The organism is Parafrankia soli (assembly GCF_001854695.1).
GTDB classification, from domain to species: Bacteria; Actinomycetota; Actinomycetes; order Frankiales; family Frankiaceae; genus Parafrankia; species Parafrankia soli.
In genome coordinates this window covers 41243-59286 of the sequence record NZ_MAXA01000214.1, presented here as the reverse complement: position 1 = coordinate 59286, position 18044 = coordinate 41243, and the positions used below count along the sequence as shown (strand labels likewise).

Here is an 18044-nt window from a genome sequence, read left to right as displayed (position 1 = left end):
CCCGGCAGGGGGGCTTGCGCACCACGGCCCGACGGCTACCATTCGCGTTCTTAACTTTACTTAAAGTAGCGACACGGTTGCCCTGATCCGTCGGTGACGGCGTCCGGTCGCACGCGACGGCGCCGCGCGGGCGGCGCGGGTGAAGGGGGAGCGGTGGCGCACACACCGACGCGGCGTGGCGGGGGCAGCCCGTTCCCGCCGATCGCCGAGTACGGGTTCCTCTCCGACTGCGAGACGAACTGCCTCGTGGCGCCCAGCGGCAACGTCGAGTGGATGTGCGTGCCACGCCCGGACGCGCCGAGCGTGTTCGGTGCCGTCCTCGACCGCTCGGCCGGCGGGTTCCGCTTCGGCCCGGACCGGACCTTCATTCCGGCCGGCCGGCGGTACCTGCCCGGCACGAACGTCCTTGAGACGACCTGGCAGACGCCCACGGGCTGGCTGATCGTCACCGACTGCCTGGTCGTGGGCCGCTGGCACCGGACGCACCGGCGCTCCAAGACGCACCGGCGCACCCCGGGCGACTGGGACGCCGACCACGTGCTGCTCCGGCTGGCCCGCTGCGAGCACGGCGACGTCGACCTCAGCCTCGTCTGCGAGCCCAACTTCGACTACGGCCGCAGCCCGGCGTCCTGGCGGTACGAGGATGAGGACTACTCGACCGGGATCATCACCCACGACTCCCCGGCCGGCGACCCGGCAGCGGGCGTCGCGCTGCGGCTGCGCACCGACCTGCGGCTCGGGTTCGACGGCCGCCGCGCGCTGGCCCGGACGACGTTGCGGGAGGGCGACACCGCGTTCGTGGCGATGACCTGGCGGGCCGAGGACCCGCTGCTGCCCGGCAACTATCCGCAGGCCTGCGCCGCCGTCGACAGCACCACCGAGTTCTGGCGGCAGTGGCTTTCACGTGGGCGGTTCCCCGACCATCCGTGGCGCCGGCACCTGCAGCGCAGCGCACTGGCGCTCAAGGGCCTCACCTACGCCCCGACCGGGGCGCTGCTCGCCGCCGCGACCACCTCGCTGCCGGAGACGCCGCAGGGCGAGCGCAACTGGGACTACCGCTACAGCTGGATCCGGGACTCCACGTTCGCCCTGTGGGGCCTGTACACCCTCGGGCTCGACTACGAGGCCAACGACTTCTTCTCCTTCATCGCGGACGTCGCCGAGCACGCCGACGACATCCAGGTGATGTACCGGGTCGGTGGCGAGCCGAAGATCGACGAGGAGATTCTCGGGCATCTGTCCGGCTATGACGGCGCCGTCCCGGTGCGGGTCGGTAACGAGGCGGCGAAGCAGCGCCAGCATGACGTGTGGGGGGCCGTTCTCGACTCGGTCTACCTGCACACCCGGTCGCGGGACTACCTCTCGGAGCGGCTGTGGCCGGTGCTGGTCCGGCTGGTGGAGGCGGCGGCCGCGCACTGGCGGGAGACGGACCGCGGCATGTGGGAGGTCCGGGGCGAGCCGCGGCATTTCACCTCGTCGAAGATGTTCTGCTGGGTCGCGCTGGACCGGGGGCGCCGCCTCGCGCAGATGCGCGGTGACCTGCGAACCGCGGGCCGCTGGGACGACATCGCCGACGAGATCCACGCCGACGTGCTCGCGAACGGCGTCGACCACCGCGGTGTCTTCACCCAGTACTACGGCTCGACGTCGCTGGACGCCTCGGTGCTCCTGATGCCGCTGCTGGGTTTCCTGCCGTCGACGGACGACCGGGTGAAGGCGACCGTGCTCGCCATCGCCGACGAGCTGACGGTGGACGGCCTGGTGCTGCGCTACCGGACGGACGAGACCGACGACGGGGTCGAGGGCGAGGAGGGCGCCTTCCTCATCTGCTCGTTCTGGCTCGTCTCCGCGCTGGTGGAGATCGGTGAGCTCACCCGGGCCCGGCAGCTGTGCGAGCGGCTGCTGAGCCTGGCCAGCCCGCTGGACCTCTACGCCGAGGAGATCGATCCGGCCGACGGCCGGCACCTGGGCAACTTTCCGCAGGCCTTCACCCACCTGGCGCTGATCAACGCGGTCATGTACGTGATCCGGGCCGAGTCCGGGGAGTCCTTCACCCGCTCCTAGCCGCCGGGGCGCTGAGGCGCCGCCCGGCTCCGGCGCGCGGGACTGAGCACCGGGGACTGAGCACCGGGCACCGGGCACCGGGGACACAACCACCCGGATGGGGGGTCAGAACCCCGATATCCACATTGTGGACAACGGTTGTGGATGAATGACAGCTGTGCAAGTCACACCTGTGTCGGGGTGCCTGGCGGACCGGTCCGCCAGGCACCCCGGGCGCTGTCCGAAACCGGCCGGTCAGCGCCACTGGGTGGACACGGCGAGGCCCACGACGACAAAACCGAAGCCGATCAGGATGTTCCAGCCGCCGAGGCTCTCCATCCCCAGCACGCCGCCGTTCGAGAAGTAGTACACGAGCAGGTAGGCGATGCCGATCAGGAAGAACGCCAGGATCATGCCGCCGAACCATGGCGRTGACGGCGGCCTGCGCTTCGGTGCGCGCGTGCTGGTCTGCGGGGCCGCCACCGTGGTCTTCTTCGGCTTCCGGCGTCGGGATTCGGGCACTGCGGGCTCCTCGTGACCAGGTTCTCACGGTGCGCCGACCAGGCCGCCGGGCCGGCACCGTCCAAATGTTCACCACCAGCGTAGACAGTGCACCGCCACGGACGTGGTGACGGGCGCTCCCGCCGCGCCCCGGCGCGCCGCGAGTGACCGCCCTGGCAGCGGAGCGTGGTCCGCGGCGTACCCTGCGGCGGGGGACGATCGCGGCACCCGGGCCTTGCCCGGCGGTGGCCCGGCACGGAAGGCCGGAAGCACGACGGACGAGACGGACGAGACAGAAGGGCCGGCGCCCACGCCGGCGGCGCGGCGGCGGGCCACGGCCTGGCGGATCGCGCTGGTCGGCCTGGTCGTGGCCTGCGCCGCGCTGCTCACCGCGGCGGCCGTGCGGCCATCGGCGGGCGGGCGCGTCGGGGGCGCCGGGGTCGTCAGCGTCGCCGGGCTGGTCGCCCAGGACCGCCGCCGGGTGGACGCGGAACTTGACCGGCTCCAGACCGAGCGCGAGGCGCTGGCGGCGAACCCGGCATCGTCGGCGGTCCCGGCCGCGCCGGCCACGACGCCCACACTTCCCAAGCCGGCGGTGGATGATCCGCTCGACCGTCGTGCCGCGCTCGCGGCCCAGGTGGGGCTCACCGCGATGCGCGGGCCGGCGGTCACGGTCGAGCTGGACGACGCGCCGCGGGAGAGCCGGGGCCGGTCGCTGCCCCCCGGCGTCCCCCCGCCCGGCCCGAACGACCTCGTCGTGCACCAGCAGGACGTCCAGGCGGTCGTGAACGCGCTGTGGGCCGGTGGCGCCGAGGCCATGGCCATCATGGATCACCGGGTGACCCCGCGGACGGCCGTGCGGTGCGTGGGGAACACGCTGCTGCTGGAGGGGCAGGTGTACTCACCCCCGTTCCGGATCAGCGCGATCGGTGACCCCGACGTGCTGCGGGCCGCGCTGGACACCGACCCCGGCGTCCTGCTCTACCGGGAGTACGTCGACGCCTATGGTCTGGGGTACCAGGTGACGTCCGGCACGGACGTCGTCCTGCCCGCGTACGCCGGGAGTCTGCTGGCGGGGTCCGGGGCGGTGGCCCGGCCCGCGTCCGGTACCCCGTCGGCGCCCGGCGGCCAGTGATCATCTGATCGAGTGATCGTTTCGGTTGCCCCGTGGGGTCAGGCAGGATGGAGCCAGCACCCGAGGGCGCGCCGCGCCCGGTGTCCGGCTCCCCGCCCGGGCGGATGACCTCACCGGGTGCCGTGCTCCGGGGAGGCCCGATGCGGATCCTGGTCGTCGACAACTACGACTCGTTCGTGTTCAACCTGGTGCAGTACCTGGGCCAGCTCGACACCGAGTGCGTGGTGCGCCGCAACGACGAGGTCGAGCCGGGCGACCTCGACGAGCTGGGGGCCGACGGCGTCCTGCTCTCGCCGGGGCCGGGCACCCCCGAGGCGGCCGGGGTCAGCATCGCGATGGTGCGGGCCTGCGCGGCGCGGCGGCTGCCGCTGTTCGGCGTGTGCCTGGGCCACCAGGCACTCGGTGTCGCCCACGGGGCCACGGTCGACCGGGCGCCCGAGCTGCTGCACGGCAAGACCTCGGTGGTCCACCACGAGGGCGTCGGCGTGCTCGCGGATCTGCCCTCGCCGTTCACCGCCACCCGCTACCACTCGCTGGCGGTCGAGGAGAGCACGCTGCCGGCGGAGATCGAGGTGACCGCGCGCACCGACAGCGGGGTGGTCATGGCGATGCGGCACCGCGAGCTGCCGCTGGAGGGTGTCCAGTTCCACCCCGAGTCGGTGCTGACCCAGGGCGGGCACCTGATGCTCGCCCGCTGGCTGGAGATCTGCGGCGACGGCGGCGCGGCCATGCGGCTCGCCCCCGCCCTGGCGGCCGAGGTCGAGACCCTGCGCCTGGCCGCCTTCGCCTGATCTCCCGGTCGGTCTACCGGCCCCGCCTGCCCGTCTCCCAACGGGTTGGGAGACGGGCAGGCGGGATGGTCAGCCGTGGATCAGGAGCTAGTTCGTTCGGGTAAGCCCGTTTCGGGCAGGCCCGGCCGCACCGGGTTGCTGACCACCCGTCGGTGCCCCGCCGCCGGCCGGCGTGGTGGGGACCGCTGTCGGGGTGGTCGCCGGCGGGGTGGTCGGATCGATGATCACCGGCGGAGTGTCGGTCGGTGGCGCCGTGGTGGCGGTCGCCGGCGGGGTGGTCGGCTGCTGGCTCTGCGCCGCGATGAAGATCTTCACCTTCGAGCCGCGGTTGACGGCGCCGCCGGACGGGCTCTGGTCAGTGACAGTGCCTGGCTGCTGGGCGTTGTTGACGACGGTCTCCTGGACGGCGGTGAGGCCGTACCGCTGCAGCTCGGAGATGGCCGCCTGCGCTGCCTTGCCTGTCACGTTGGGCACGTTGACCGTCGAGCTGACCACCCAGATCGTGACCGAGCTACCGGAGTCGACCGGGCGCCCGGCCTCGGGCTCGGTCTTCTCGACCTTGCCCACACCCTGGTTCGCCGCCTCGTAGTACTGCATCGGCGACGCCTGCAGCCCGAGGGCGGTCAGCGCGTCCGTCGCCGCCTGCTGGGTCATGCCGGCGAGGCCCTGCGGGACGGTCACCTGGCCCGGCGCGATCGCCACCGTGATGGAGATCGTGCCGTCCGCCGCGATGGTCTGGCCCTCGCCCGGGGAGATCTCCAGCACCGAGTTCGGGGTGACGTCCGTGCTCTCCTGGGTCTGCTTGTCGAAGCGCCCGGTGAAGCCCTCGCTCTGCAACCGGCCCACGACGGCGTCGTAGGGCTGGCCCTTCAGCCCGGACGGGATGGTGACCTCGGCCGCGGCCGTGTCGTCACCGCCGCCCCCGCCGCCGAGCAGCGAGGAGGCGAGCAGCGCGACCACCACGAAGACGACGACCGCGCCGAGCCCGGCGAGGACGAACTTCCAGGTCGACGAGCCCTCGCGGTCCCGGTCGTCGCCGGCGCGGTGACCGGGGGGGCCGGCGTTGCCGTAGCGGTCGACGGGCCCGGTCTGGTCGTAGCGGTCATAGGGCTCCCCGCGCACGCGGGTCTGCTCGCCGTAGCCGTCGTCGTAGCCGCCCGGCTCGTCGTAGCCGTCGTCGTAGCGGCCCTGGTAGCCGCCGCCCTCGTACCGGTCGTCGTAGCCGCCGCGGGAGCGGCCGAGCAGCGCCGTGCCGGCCGTGCCCGCTCCCGCACCGCCGAGCATCGTCTCGTCGCCCGCGCCCATCATCATGGCGTGGACGCGGTGCCCGCTCAGCGCGCGCTCGAGGTCGTCACGCATCTCGCCGGCGGTGGCGTACCGGTCGTCGGGGTCCTTCTCCATCGCCTTCAGGACGACCGCGTCGGCCTCGGGGGAGATCCGGGAGTCGTGGCTCGACGGCGGCGGCGGGATCTCCCGCACGTGCTGGTAGGCGACGGCGACCGGGTTGTCGCCGCGGAACGGCGGCTCGCCGGTCAGCAGCTCGTAGAGCAGCACGCCGGTGGAGTAGACGTCGCTGCGGGTGTCCACCCGGGCGCCGCGGGCCTGCTCGGGGGAGAGATACTGCGCCGTGCCGATCACGGCGGACGTCGCGGTCATGTTCGACGTCGTGGCGGTGGTGGCGCGGGCGATGCCGAAGTCCATCACCTTGGCCGAGCCGTCGGAGGCCAGCATCACGTTCGCGGGTTTGATGTCGCGGTGGATGATGCCCATCCGGTGGCTGTAGTCCAGCGCCGCGCAGACCTCCGCGGTGACCTGCATGGCGTGTCGTTCGTCGAGGGCGCCCTGCGCCTGCAGGACGTCCCGCAGGGTCTGGCCCTCGATGAACTCCATGACGATGTACGGGAGCTGGGTCCCGTTGATGACGTCCTCGCCGGTGTCGTACACCGAGACGATCGCGGGATGGTTCAGCGAGGCCGAGGACTGCGCCTCCCGGCGGAACCGGGCCAGGAAGGTCGGGTCGCGGGCGAGGTCGGCGCGCAGCGTCTTGACCGCGACCTCGCGGCCCAGCCGGATGTCGCGGCCCCGGTAGACCTCGGCCATGCCGCCGTAGCCGATGCAGCCACCGAGCTCGTAGCGCTCACCGACCAGTCTCGGCTGAGCTTCGTACCTGTCAGTTACATCCGTCACAGGTTGTCACCCGTCGTCGGCTCTGCAGYGCCGGCCACCACCGTGCCAGCCGCCTCGCCGGCCGGGCCGACGATCTCACCCTCCGCGGGTGTGAGATATAGCACATTCGACGTGGCGGCTGCCCCGTCCTTGGAGCCGCCCGCCTCGGCGACAGTGCGAGTGATCACTGCTACCACCAACACGGTGAGGATCAGCAGCGCGATGAGTACCGGCAGCGGGAGCCGCCGGCGCTGGGCCGCGGCGCCCGGCCGGCGGTGCGCGATCCGGCCACCCGGCCCGTCGCCCGGCGGGTCCGACCAGGACGGCGACGGCTGGTAAAGCGTGTTGGCCGGATCGCCGGGCCCGCCGTCCCGGTGCCCGCTGCCGTCCCGGTGCCCGCCGTCGTCCCGGCCGCCGTGCCACCCCGGGCCGTGCTCGCCGCCGGGCGGATAGTCGTTGCGGTAGTCGGAGGGATTGCGGTAGTCGGACGGGTTGCGGGGGTCGGACGAGTAGTCGCCCGGCCCGTAGAGCCGTCCCGGGCCGCCGCCGCGCCCGGCGCCCGGCCCGGAGCCGCCCTGCCCCGGGGAGGGCTGCAGGGCGGTGGCCGGCATGCCGGGTGCCGCGGCGGTCGGGTCCGCCGGTGGCGGTTGCTGGGTCCAGGACGCGCCGCCGGAGCGGTTCCACGACGGCGTGCGCGGGGCGGTCGGCGCCCGCGGGGGCACCGGCCCCAGGTGCGGTGGCGCGGGTGGCGCCGGATGGCGCGCGGTGGCGTCCCCGGCACCCGGAGTGCCGCTCCACCGCCCGGCGTCGGAGTTCCACAGGCTGCGCCGGATGCTGGCCGCCGAGCGGGCGAACGCGCCCGCCGAGCTCGGCCGGCGCGAGGCGTCCTTCGACATCGCCGACTCGACCAGGGCCCTGACCTGGTACGGGATGTCCGACGGAAGCGGCGGCGGCGTGTCCTGCTGGTGGGCCATGACGACGACGATGGGGTTGCGGTCGTCGAACGGCCGCCGCCCGGCCAGGCACTCGTAGGCAACCACGCCGAGCGAGTACACGTCGCTCGCGGGGGTCACCGGGCGCCCGGACGCCTGCTCCGGGGAGACGTAGTACGCCGTCCCCATCATGATCCCGGTCGCGGTCAGCGGGGCCGCGTCGACCGCGCGCGCGATGCCGAAGTCGGTCACCTTCACCGCTCCGTCGGTCCGGAGCAGCAGGTTGCCGGGCTTGACGTCGCGGTGGACGACGCCGAGGGCGTGCGCCGCCTGCAGCGCGTCGGCGGACTGGCCGAGGATGTCGAGCATCCGGTCGGGGCTCAGCCGCTTCTCCCGGTGCAGCAGCGCGGAGAGCGGCTCGCCCTCCACCAGCTCCATCACCAGGTAGGCGGTCGGATAGTCGTCGGCGGTGGAGACCTCGCCGTAGTCGTACACGGAGGCCACACCGGGGTGGGACAGCCGCGCCGCGTGCCGGGCCTCGCCGCGGAAGCGCACCAGGAACGACTCGTCACTGGCGTACTCGGGGCGCAGCAGCTTCACCGCGACGGGACGGCCGAGCGTCTGGTCGAGGCCACGCCAGACCTCACCCATCCCACCGGTCGCGATGCGGCCGTCGAGACGGTAGCGGTTGTCGAGCACGGTGTTGGGGGAGGCGGCGCCGGCGAACGGCTGCGACGGCGACGGACTGTTGGCGGATGTGCTCATCGTTGCGTGTCCAATGCGGCCTGCATGACTTCCTTGGCAACGGGTGCTGCGACGGCGCCGCCGGTGGCGAACTCACCGCCGCCGTCCTCGACGATCACCGCCACCGCGACCTTCGGGGCACTGGCGGGAGCGAAGCCGACGAACCAGGTGTGCGGTGGCTTGTCGGTGCCGTGCTCGGCGGTGCCCGTCTTGCCGGCGACGTCCACTCCGTCGATCTGGGCCCTGCGGCCGCTGCCCGACGTCACGACACTTTCCATCATCGTCGTGAGCTTGGCGGCGACCTCGGGTGAGACGGGCTTGTTCAGTTCGGTCGGTTCGGTGTGGTCGAGCCGCTTGAGATCCGGCCCGCGCAGTTCGGAGACGAGATAGGGCTTCATCCGGACACCCCCGTTGCCGATCGCCGCCACCACCTCCGCCATCTGCAACGGGGTGACCCGGACGTCGAACTGGCCGATCGCCGACTGCGCGGTCTGCGCGCCGTCGAGGTCGGACGGGAAGACGCTGCGGGCCTGCTGGAGCGGGAAGTCCTCGATCGTCGAGTTGAAACCGAACGCCTCCGCCTGGGCACGGAGGACGTCGTCACCCAGATCGATCCCGAGCTGGGCGAACGCTGTGTTGCAGGAGATGGTCAATGCGTGGGTCAGGGTATCGGTCCGGCCGTCCCCACAGCGTTCCCCCCCGAAGTTGGGTAGCACTGTGGTGCTCTGCGGGAGGGTGAGCTCATCCGGTGCGGCGACCCGGGTCTCCGGCTCGGTACCGTGCGCGAGCGCCGCCGCGGCGGTGATCAGCTTGAAGGTCGAGCCGGGCGGATAGGTCTGCTGCGCGGCGCGGTTGAGCAGCGGCTGGTCGCTGTTGGTGGACAGCTGCTGGTAGGCGTCGGTCGCCGCCGACTCGTCATGGGTCGCGAGCGTGTTCGGGTCGAACGACGGGGTCGTGACCATCGCCAGGATCGCCCCGGTGGACGGGTCGAGCGCGACGACGGCGCCCCGGCGCCCGTCGAGCGCGTCCATGGCCGCCTGCTGGACGTGCGGGTCGATGGTCGTCACGACCGTGCCGCCGCGCCGCTCCTCCCCGGTGAACAGGTCGGTGACCCGGCTCGCCAGCAGCCGGTCGTCGTCGCCGGAGAGGAAGACGTCCTCGGAGCGCTCGAGGCCCGAGGCCGTGAACAGCGTGTAGTAGCCGGTCAGGTTGGCATAGAGCTGCCCGTTCGGGTACTGCCGCTGGAACTTGTACTCGTCGTCGACCGGGACGGACGTGGCCAGCACGGTCTCGCCGGCGATGATCCCGCCGCGCTGGCGCTCGAGGCGCTCGGTGATCTGGCGGGCGTTCGTCGGCTCGGTCTTGAGCCGGTCCACCTGGCCCACCTGGATCCAGTTGGCGTTCACCAGCAGCGCGGCGAACAGCACCATGCAGGCGAGGGCGACCTTGCGAACCGGGGTGTTCACGTGGTCTTCACCACCTGGGTGGGACTCTCCGCCACGGCGTTCGGGTCGAACAGCGGGGCGTCCGGGACGGGTTCCTCCAGGCGCCGCGCGGCGTCGCTGATCCGCAGCAGCAGCGCGATGATGGCGGCGTTCGCGACGATGGACGAACCGCCGTAGGAGACGAACGGAAGCGTCAGGCCGGTCAGCGGGATGAGCCGCATGACGCCTCCGACCTGCACGAACACCTGCAGCGCGACGGTCGCGGAGAGGCCGGTCGCCAGCAGCTTGCCGAACGGGTCCTTGGCTCCGAGCGCCGCCCGGATGCCGCGGGCCGCCACGAGCGCGTACAGCAGCAGGATCGCCATCACGCCGGTCAGCCCGAACTCCTCGCCCAGGCTGGCCATGACGAAGTCGGTGTTGGCGAACGGAACCCGCTGCGGGCTGCCCTGGCCGATCCCGGTGCCGGTCAGCCCGCCCGCGGCGAACCCGTAGAGGCCCTGGACCAGCTGGAACGACGTGCTGGACGGGTTGTTGCCGTCGAAGGCGTGCAGCCAGCCGTCGACGCGGACCTGGACGTGGCTGAACAGGCTGTGCGCCACCACGGCGCCGAGCATGAACAGGCCCAGGCCGATCGCGACCCACGACACGCGCTGGGTCGCCACGTACAGGATGACCAGGAACATCCCGAAGAAYAGCAGGGACGAGCCGAGGTCCTTCTGCACCACCAGGACGCCCAGGCTGGCCAGCCACGCCACGAGCACCGGCCCGAGGTCACGTGCCCGCGGGATCTTCATGCCGAGGAAGGACCGCGACGCCAGGGAGAGGACGTCCCGCTTGTTCTCCAGGTAGGCGGCGAAGAAGATCATCAGGGCGATCTTCGAGACCTCGCTGGGCTGGAACGAGAACGGCCCGACCTGCAGCCACAGCCGGGCCCCGTTGATGGTGGCCCCGATGCCGGGCGCGATCGGCAGGACCAGGAAGACCAGGCCTGCCAGGCCCAGCGTGTAGGCGTAGCGGGACAGCGCCCGATGATCGCGCACGACCGCCAGAACCAGTACGAACACGACGATCGCCAGCAGGGTCCAGACGAGCTGGGTCTGCGCGGCGCCGGTCGGGATCGGGTTGCCGGCGCGCCGGGCGCTGTCGGCCTTCGCCAGGTCCAGCCGGTAGATCATGACCAGGCCGATCCCGTTGAGCGCCGCCACCACCGGGAGCAGCACCGGGTCGGCCGCCGGCGCGAACCGGCGGACGGCCAGGTGCCCCAGCGCCCACAGCGAGAAGAAGCCGAGACCGTAGGTGAAGACCTGGAAGCCGATCGTCCCGTCGTGGGCCAGCATCAGCGCGGCCAACGCGCCCGTCGCCAGCACGCCGGCGTAACCGAGCAGGAACAGCTCCCGGCGGCGGTACGGCGGCAGCTCGAGCCCGCTCGGCAGCGGGAACCCGGCGAACGTCGCCGTCAGGTCCGCCGACCTCGGCCGGCGCAGCGGGGGAAGGGTCATTGCGCGTCCGGACTCACGGGGACGGCGTCACGCCCACCCCGGGGCAGCCCGGTGGCGGCGCGGCGCCGGTCACCGCGCCCAGGCACGTGGGGTCGACGGTCGGGAGCGGATCCGACCTGGACGTCTTCGCATCCGGCGCCCGGGTGGGGGACGTGGTCGGCGCGGTGTCGGTGGTCGAGGCGGCCGGGGACGCCGTGGGCAGGTCGGCCGCGATGCGCTGGGCCTCGGAGAGGTCGTCGGCCTCGATGCCCTGGCGCACGGTGTCCTGGAAGGGCTCGTTGACCTCGGACAGGAGCTGGTGGCGGGAACGCACCGTCGAGAGCGAGATGCCCGCGATGCTCCCCTTCAGCCCCTGGAAGACCGCCACGTGGTCGTCGTCGACGCCCACGTAGTACTGGCCGCGCACGTACGTCCAGCCGGCTGCCGCGCCGGCGACCACCAGGACGAGCACGACCGTCGACATGAACAGGCGGCGCCGGCCGCCGTGGGCCGTGCCTCGTTCGGGGTCGTCGTCGGGATCGTCGTGGCGGTCGCCGGAGCCCCGGCGGTGGAAGCCCGGCCGACCGATGCGGGCCGCCTTCGCCGCCGCCGACTCGGAGTCGGTGTTGCGCGGGTTGGGTCCGGTGCGGGCCGCCGCCGCCCCGGGGACCACGCGCTTCTCCGCGGCCGCGCCCGCCACGAGCGGGGCGTCGTCGTCGAGGTCGTCGTCGATGACGTCCGCGACCACCACCGTGATGTTGTCCGGGCCGCCGCCCTTGAGGGCGAGCTCGACCAGGCGGTCCACCACATCCTGCGGCGCAGGAAGCAGCAGCGCCTCCAGGATCGTCTCCTCGCTGACCACCCCGGACAGGCCGTCGGTGCACAGGAGGTAGCGGTCCCCGTCGACGGCCTGGCGCATCGAGACGTCCGGCTCGACCTCGCGGCCGTCGAGCGCCCGCATCAGCAGCGACCGCTGCGGATGGGTGTTCGCCTGCTCCGGGGTGATCCGACCCTGGTCGACCAGGTCCTGCACGAGGGTGTGGTCATGGGTGATCTGCGTCAGCACGCCGTCGCGCAACAGGTACGCGCGGGAGTCGCCCACGTGCAGCAGGCCGAGATGCTCCCCGGAGGACAGCATCGCGGTCACCGTGGTGCCCATCCCGTCCAGGGAGCTGTTCTCCATCGCCATGTCGCGCAGGCGACGGTTGGCGTCCCGGACGGCGTCGGACAGCTCCTCGAGCAGGTCTGTCGCGTCGAGGTGCTCGTCGAGTTCGGCCAGCCGGGAGATGACGGTCGAGCTCGCGACCTCCCCGGCGGCGTGGCCGCCCATACCGTCGGCCACCGCGAGCAGGCGGGCTCCCGCGTAGGCGGAGTCCTCGTTCCCTTCTCGGACGTGCCCGACATCCGAGCGGACGGCGAAGTGAAGCCTGAGGCTCACCGGTGAAGCTCCAGGACCGTCTTCCCGATCCTGACCGGCGCGCCGAGAGGTACCGGCATGGGACTCGTCACCTTCGTGCGGTTGAGGAATGTGCCATTGGTCGAGCCGAGGTCCTCGACGAACCACTGTCCGTCGTGAGGAACGAGTCTCGCATGCCGTCCTGACGCGAAGTCATCCTCGAGGACCAGAGTCGAGTCCGGTGCCCGTCCGATGGTGATTGCCTCGGGACCTAGTGGGATTGTTGTGCCGGCAAGATGCCCTTTTGTGACCACGAGCCGGCTCGGAGCCGGGTTGATGGGTGGCGCGGGGGCTGGGCGTGGGCTCTGGCGTGGCGATCTGACACGTTCGGGACGCCCCCCGGGAGTGGGGGACGGTGCCCTCGCGACTACTGGCTGGCGTCGCTGCTGGCGCTTGGTCGGCCCGAACATGTCCAGGCGGACAGCTCGGATGGCGACCAGGACGAACCCCCAGAGCAGCGCCAGGAAGCCGATCTTCACCAGCAGGAGGACGAGCTCGCTCGGCGCGGTGGGATCCATCGGCTACCAGCCCCTGCGCCGGCGGTCGTCGCCGGGATGGTTCGCCGCCCGGCTGGGCAGGCGGGTCTCGGCGTCGTCGAAGCCGTCGAGAGGCTCCAGCGCCTCGAGACCGTCGTCGGCGCGCGCGGGCGGGCGCTGGCGTGGATCGGTGGACGAGCGGTACATCTCGTCGGCGGGACCGCCCGCGCCGCGCGCGCCGGCACGCGGTGGCTCCCCGCGGTGACCGCGGCCCGGATCGGGCCTGCCGGCCCGCCCGTACTCGGGCTCCCGGCCCGGCCCGGGGGCCCGCCGGCCGCCGTCACCCCGCTCCCCGCCCTGGCGCGCGTTCGGCGGCGGCGTCGGCCCGGGGCGGCCCCGGGCGGGAGCCCCGTCGTCGCGGAAGCGGGGCGAGGGCCCCTCGCGGTAGCCGTCCGGCCGGGGCCCGGCCGGCGGCCGGGCGGGCGGGCGGGCGGGCGGCTCGTCCCGGAAACGCGCGGACGGCCCCTCGCGGTAACCGTCGGGCGGCGCGCCCGGATCGTCACGGAAGCGGGGCGACGGCCCCTCGCGGTACGCGTCCGGCCGGTGGTCGCCGGCGGGCCGGCCGGACGGGTCGTCCCGGAAACGCGGAGACGGCCCCTCGCGGTAGTCGCCATCGCGTGGATCCCGGCCGGGGCGGTCGCGGTAACCGGGCTCGCGGCCGCCCGGACCACCCGGCTCCGGGCGGGCATAGCGGTCGTCCGGAGCCGGAGTACCCCGGCGGGTCGACGGAGTCGGCTGGCGCGGGTCGAACGGCGGCGGCGTGCGGTGATCCGCCGGAGGCGGGGTCGGGCGGCCCGGCGGCGGTGACGAGCGCGCCGGGACCGGCGTGCGCGGCCCACGCGGGCCGGTTGCGCCGCGGGCCTCCTCACGCCGGAACTCCACGACCGCGGTCCCCAGCTCGATCCGGTCGCCGTTGACAAGCTTCACCTGCGTCGCCGCGCGCCCGTTGACCAGGCTGCCGTTCGTGGAGCCGGCATCCACGTACAGGAACTGCCCGTCAGGCAGGCGGCGGATCTCGCCGTGCCGCCTCGAGACGCCCGTGTCGTTCAGTCGGATGTCGCACTCGACGCTGCGCCCGATCACCGTGGTCTCCGCGTCCAGCGGGTACTCCCGCTCGCCGCTGCCCGACCCGCCCGGCGCGCGTGTCGTGATCAGTAGATGCGGGGTACCCGGCGCCGCCGGCCGCGGCCGGCGGCCACCGACCACCGCGGGATCCGCGGAGGCCACACTGCTGCGGATCCGGAAGACGCCGATGTCGAGATCGGCGGCCTCCGCGAGTCGGACAGTCACCGGGCCGACGAAGGTGTAGCGCTGCTCCGCGGCATGCTCACGGACCATCTCCGCCAGCTCGTCACAGAGCGCCCGGGTGTAGGGGGCCAGCCGGGCGAAGTCGCCACCAGCCAGCTCGACGGCGAACTCGTTCGGGACGAGGACACGGTTCGAGCTGTTCGCACGCCGGTCGTCGGTCTCGCGAGCCAGGGCGCTGGCGATCTCGACGGGTTCGACCCCGCCTTTGAAGACCTTCGCGAACGCACCCTCGACGAGGCCGCCAAGGCGCCGTTCGAAGCGCTGCARCACGCCCATGCCCGACCTCCCTTCTCCCGGTCTGTGAGATCGTATGCCCCCAGGCCGGTCCAACCCTCGGCTCGGCAGCTTGACATGCCTCCGCGGCCGGCCGGGGGGCGGCGCAAGCTACCGTCTCCAGCGTGATAGCGTGTCCCACGGCAAGGAGATAGTCCCACTCGGGCGAGTGGCGGAATGGCAGACGCGCACGGTTCAGGTCCGTGTGTCCTAACGGACGTGGGGGTTCAACTCCCCCCTCGCCCACGAGCCGGCCCGTCGTGCTTGCCAGCCCCTTCGGGTTGGCTGCGCGGCGGGCCGCCACGCTTTCCGGGGGTGACCCCCCGAGACCCCCCAGAGGGCTGGGGTGCGGTGGCTCCGAACGCTTCGGCTTCCTGCGCGTGGGCCCAAAGGCTGGTTTTTTGGTTGGGGGCTGGCCGGGGGGCTCGGTCTCGCTTCGCTCGATCTCGGGGGCGTGGGTCTTGCTCCGGAGCGTGTTGTTTCAGCCTCTCTCTGCTGGTCTGGAAACATGCTTGGCATCCCGGCCCGCCAGCTCGAGTCCGGGTCCAGGGCAGAGGGCGCCGACACGGCCAGCCGGTCGGCCACGGGTGGCGGGCGTGAAGCCGGGCACCGCTGATCCCGTTGCCGCCTCTGCGGCGTGCGGAATGACTGGGGCTGCGAGCAGCGACTCAAGTTGACGGCCCGGCCCAGTGGCGCGCTTCACCCCGGAGAAGCGGCTGACGCCCCGATGCCCGGTTTTAGGCGAAGCAAACCCCCGAGATCGTGCGAAGCGGGATTCGGTCCCTTAACCAGCACAAGCCAGGGTCAAAACCGTGGTCAGGGCGGGCGGCCATGGGGGGTGGACCGGTTGGCGGTCCGGAATGTCTCCCACATCGGGATGAGTACCGGTCGGCGCACCGGGTACTCCGACCCCGATCACGAAGGTCGGAGGTCACCTCGTCAGCGTCCTCCGCCGGACAGGCCCTCGGAGGGAGTAACGCAATGGGAATCGGTGCCGGAGTATTTCTGATGGCGCTCGGCGCGATCCTCACGTTCGCGGTCGACGTGACGATCTCCGGGCTCGACATCGCGGTCGTCGGGATCATCCTCATGCTGGCCGGGGCGGTCGGGCTCGTCCTGGAGCTCGCGGTGTTCGCGCCCCGGCGGCGGCGCGCCCTCGTGACGCGGTCGGATGTGGACGTCTACCCCGAGGCCGGGGCGTACGAGGAGCCCCCGGCCCAGGCCCTGCGGGTGCACCGCCGCACCACCCGGCAGGTGGACGTCCCGGCGGACTATGACGTGGACGGGCGCGCCGGGTACCCGCCGGTGCGTTGACCGGAGTCGTTCGCCGTCCGGCCGGTGGCCCGCGCAGTGGCGGGTCGCCGGCCGGACGGGTGTTCGGTGTTCAGCCGGAGGCCGCGGCCATTCCGAGCGGTGGCTGCTGCGGGCAGGATTGCAGCACCTGCCGCATGGCATCCGCCTCGGCCTGTTCGACCCAGAGGCCGTAGCGGGATTTCAATCCGACCTGGCGCGCGATGTAGGCGCAGCGGATTCCGGGGCTCGGTGGGAGCCATTCGGAGGCGTCCTGGTCGCTTTTCTGCTGGTTGATCGGGCCGTCGACGGCCAGCAGGTTCTCCGGGTCGTTCGCGAAGCCGAGGCGTTCCTTCGCGGTCCATTCCAGTGCGCCGGTGCGCCAGGCGTCGGCCAGCGGGATCACGTGGTCGATCTGGACGGCCGACGAGTTGCGCCCGCGGTCGAACCGGATGATTCGGGTGGTGTACGGGTCGCGCAGCTCGCCGGTCAGGACGATGCAGTCGTCGCTGCTGCGGGTGGTGATGCTGCGCAGGTCGCGGTGCAGGATGTCGTTGCGGGTGTCGCAGCCGTTGTGGTCGACATCGCTCCAGGCCGTCCCGAACTCGTTGCGTTTGTAGGGCGGGGAGTTGTCCTCCGCGCGGATCGACAGCGTGCCGAGCACCTGGAGGGCCGAGCCTGCGCCGGGCGGGGCGCCCGCGCCGCTCACCCCGCCGCCGGGTGCGGGCGCGGCGGTCGGGTCTCCCGCCGTGGCGTCGAGGACCTCGTCGCACCCGCCGACCAGCAGGATGATCGCGACCGCGCACAGGGCGCCGGCGGCGCGGACCAGTCGCCCGCGTCCCGCGCCGCCGAGGCCGGCTCCGCCACGGCCCGTTCCGCGGCGGCGCCTGGCGCCAGTGGCGCTCGTGGGCCCCGCGCCGGCCGTGCTCTCGCCCACTGTTGTCCCCGATCTGCTCGGCGTGGCCGGCCCGCTTCGCACGTCCGGGGTTCCGTCCGTCTACGGCCGTTTGCGTCCGTGACGGCCACCGTAGCCTGCGTCGATGCGGATCCGTGTCCGGTCCCGTCAGCCGGGCTCCGGGAAATGGCCGGATGGGCGGGCCGATGCCCATACAGTGTTCTGGCATGTACGGCGGGCCAACCGGTGGCGGGACGACTGACCATGATCTGGGCCGGCCGCGTGCCGAGCCGGTGTTCTCGCGCCGGGCCGGTGCGGAGACCGCGCCCGCCCGGCACCTGAGCTCAATCCCGGTGCCACCCGGGCCGGCGCGGGCGAGGCCGGTCTCCCGGCCGCCCGGCTCGCCGCGGCCGCTGCGCCGCGACGCCGAGCGCAACCGTGAGCGTGTGCTCGCCGCCGCCCGTGAGCTGTTCGTCGAGCAGGGCCTCGACGTCGGCGTCGACGAGATCGCGAAGCGGGCCGGGGTCGGGATGGGCACGCTGTACCGGCGGTTCCCGAACAAGGACGCGCTCATCGAGGCGATCCTCGGCACGGTCGTCGATCATCTGCGCTCGATCGCCGAGGACGTGCTGGCCACCGAGCCACCGACGGTGGCGCTGCGGTCGTTCTTCATCCGGTCGATCACGACCGAGGTCTGCCAGTGGGCCTTCCTGTCGAGCCGGCTGTGGAGCGGGCGGACCAACGAGCTGCTGTTCGCCGATGTGGTCCCGCTGATCGGCGAGATGTTCATCCGGGCGCAGCAGGCCGGGGCGGTGCGGTCGGACGTCGTGCTCTCCGACCTGATCGTGCTGGTCCGGTCGATGCGGGTCGTGCTGGACCTGACCGACGGTTTCGCACCCGAGGTCTGGCGGCGCCATCTCGATCTCCTGCTTGACGGCCTGCGGCCCTGTTCCGGCAACGCCGTCCTCGACGTCGGGCCGATGCCGTTCGACGCGCTCGCGATCTCGGCGGCGGCCAGGCCGCTCGTCTGACGCCCCCGGGGGTCGTCGCA

14 protein-coding genes and 1 tRNA gene are annotated in these 18044 nt (G+C 72.7%); 6 read left to right on the top strand and 9 right to left on the bottom strand.

Annotated features, from left to right (window positions below):
- Nucleotides 1–153 precede the first annotated feature (153 nt).
- A complete protein-coding gene (locus BBK14_RS17870) occupies nt 154–2064 on the top strand; it encodes a glycoside hydrolase family 15 protein (RefSeq protein ID WP_071063985.1) in 1911 nt (636 codons plus the stop codon).
- A 234-nt stretch (nt 2065–2298) separates the two neighbouring features.
- Here the strand turns inward: BBK14_RS17870 and BBK14_RS17865 are convergent, their stop codons facing one another.
- Nucleotides 2299–2565, bottom strand: coding sequence for a cell division protein CrgA (locus BBK14_RS17865; protein ID WP_071063982.1), 267 nt, complete (start codon nt 2563–2565; stop codon nt 2299–2301).
- A 106-nt stretch (nt 2566–2671) separates the two neighbouring features.
- Between BBK14_RS17865 and BBK14_RS17860 the strand changes: the two genes are divergently transcribed.
- A complete protein-coding gene (locus BBK14_RS17860) occupies nt 2672–3679 on the top strand; it encodes a DUF881 domain-containing protein (protein ID WP_420849173.1) in 1008 nt (335 codons plus the stop codon).
- A 140-nt stretch (nt 3680–3819) separates the two neighbouring features.
- Complete coding sequence (locus BBK14_RS17855) at nt 3820–4470, top strand: aminodeoxychorismate/anthranilate synthase component II (RefSeq protein ID WP_071064030.1); 651 nt, start codon at nt 3820–3822, stop codon at nt 4468–4470.
- An 87-nt stretch (nt 4471–4557) separates the two neighbouring features.
- Here BBK14_RS17855 and pknB read toward each other — a convergent pair whose 3' ends face one another.
- From pknB to BBK14_RS17825, 7 genes are read right to left on the bottom strand one after another with little or no spacing between them, the layout of a single operon-like run.
- Nucleotides 4558–6657 (bottom strand): Stk1 family PASTA domain-containing Ser/Thr kinase, encoded by a 2100-nt coding sequence (pknB, locus tag BBK14_RS17850; protein ID WP_071063977.1) that lies wholly within the window; start codon nt 6655–6657, stop codon nt 4558–4560.
- Nucleotides 6654–8333 carry a serine/threonine-protein kinase gene (locus BBK14_RS17845; RefSeq protein WP_071063975.1) on the bottom strand — a complete coding sequence of 560 codons (1680 nt, stop codon included), beginning with the start codon at nt 8331–8333 and terminating at the stop codon, nt 6654–6656. The genes pknB and BBK14_RS17845 overlap by 4 nt, the downstream gene beginning before the upstream one ends.
- Nucleotides 8330–9778 (bottom strand): peptidoglycan D,D-transpeptidase FtsI family protein, encoded by a 1449-nt coding sequence (locus tag BBK14_RS17840; protein WP_071063974.1) that lies wholly within the window; start codon nt 9776–9778, stop codon nt 8330–8332. The genes BBK14_RS17845 and BBK14_RS17840 overlap by 4 nt, the downstream gene beginning before the upstream one ends.
- On the bottom strand, nt 9775–11256 hold the full coding sequence (locus BBK14_RS17835) for an FtsW/RodA/SpoVE family cell cycle protein (RefSeq protein ID WP_071063972.1): 1482 nt from the start codon (nt 11254–11256) through the stop codon (nt 9775–9777). The genes BBK14_RS17840 and BBK14_RS17835 overlap by 4 nt, the downstream gene beginning before the upstream one ends.
- A 13-nt stretch (nt 11257–11269) precedes the next feature.
- The gene (locus BBK14_RS17830) at nt 11270–12673 is read right to left on the bottom strand and encodes a PP2C family protein-serine/threonine phosphatase (RefSeq protein ID WP_012157582.1); all 1404 of its coding nucleotides are present in this window, start codon (nt 12671–12673) and stop codon (nt 11270–11272) included.
- Entirely contained in the window at nt 12670–13209 is a 540-nt protein-coding gene (locus tag BBK14_RS35475) for an FHA domain-containing protein FhaB/FipA (protein WP_083391044.1), read from the bottom strand. The genes BBK14_RS17830 and BBK14_RS35475 overlap by 4 nt, the downstream gene beginning before the upstream one ends.
- Before the next feature lie 3 nt (nt 13210–13212).
- On the bottom strand, nt 13213–14811 hold the full coding sequence (locus BBK14_RS17825) for a DUF3662 and FHA domain-containing protein (RefSeq protein ID WP_071063970.1): 1599 nt from the start codon (nt 14809–14811) through the stop codon (nt 13213–13215).
- Nucleotides 14812–14971: 160 nt separating this feature from the next.
- Here BBK14_RS17825 and BBK14_RS17820 point away from each other — a divergent pair.
- Nucleotides 14972–15054, top strand: a tRNA-Leu gene (locus tag BBK14_RS17820).
- 735 nt (nt 15055–15789) lie between these two features.
- A complete protein-coding gene (locus BBK14_RS17815) occupies nt 15790–16122 on the top strand; it encodes a DUF6458 family protein (protein WP_071063968.1) in 333 nt (110 codons plus the stop codon).
- 70 nt (nt 16123–16192) lie between these two features.
- Here the strand turns inward: BBK14_RS17815 and BBK14_RS17810 are convergent, their stop codons facing one another.
- Nucleotides 16193–17035, bottom strand: a complete 843-nt coding sequence (locus BBK14_RS17810; protein WP_083391043.1) for an HNH endonuclease family protein — start codon at nt 17033–17035, stop codon at nt 16193–16195.
- Nucleotides 17036–17220: 185 nt separating this feature from the next.
- Here BBK14_RS17810 and BBK14_RS17805 point away from each other — a divergent pair, with 185 nt between their 5' ends.
- Nucleotides 17221–18024 (top strand): TetR/AcrR family transcriptional regulator, encoded by an 804-nt coding sequence (locus tag BBK14_RS17805; RefSeq protein ID WP_071063966.1) that lies wholly within the window; start codon nt 17221–17223, stop codon nt 18022–18024.
- The last annotated feature ends 20 nt before the right edge of the window (nt 18025–18044 follow it).

Coding starts and splice junctions, on each gene's coding strand:
- BBK14_RS17855 (WP_071064030.1), top strand. CDS start 3,820: ATGCGGATCCTGGTCGTCGACAACTACGACTCGTTCGTGTTCAACCTG.
- BBK14_RS17815 (WP_071063968.1), top strand. CDS start 15,790: ATGGGAATCGGTGCCGGAGTATTTCTGATGGCGCTCGGCGCGATCCTC.
- BBK14_RS35475 (WP_083391044.1), bottom strand. CDS start 13,209: ATGGATCCCACCGCGCCGAGCGAGCTCGTCCTCCTGCTGGTGAAGATC.
- BBK14_RS17805 (WP_071063966.1), top strand. CDS start 17,221: ATGTACGGCGGGCCAACCGGTGGCGGGACGACTGACCATGATCTGGGC.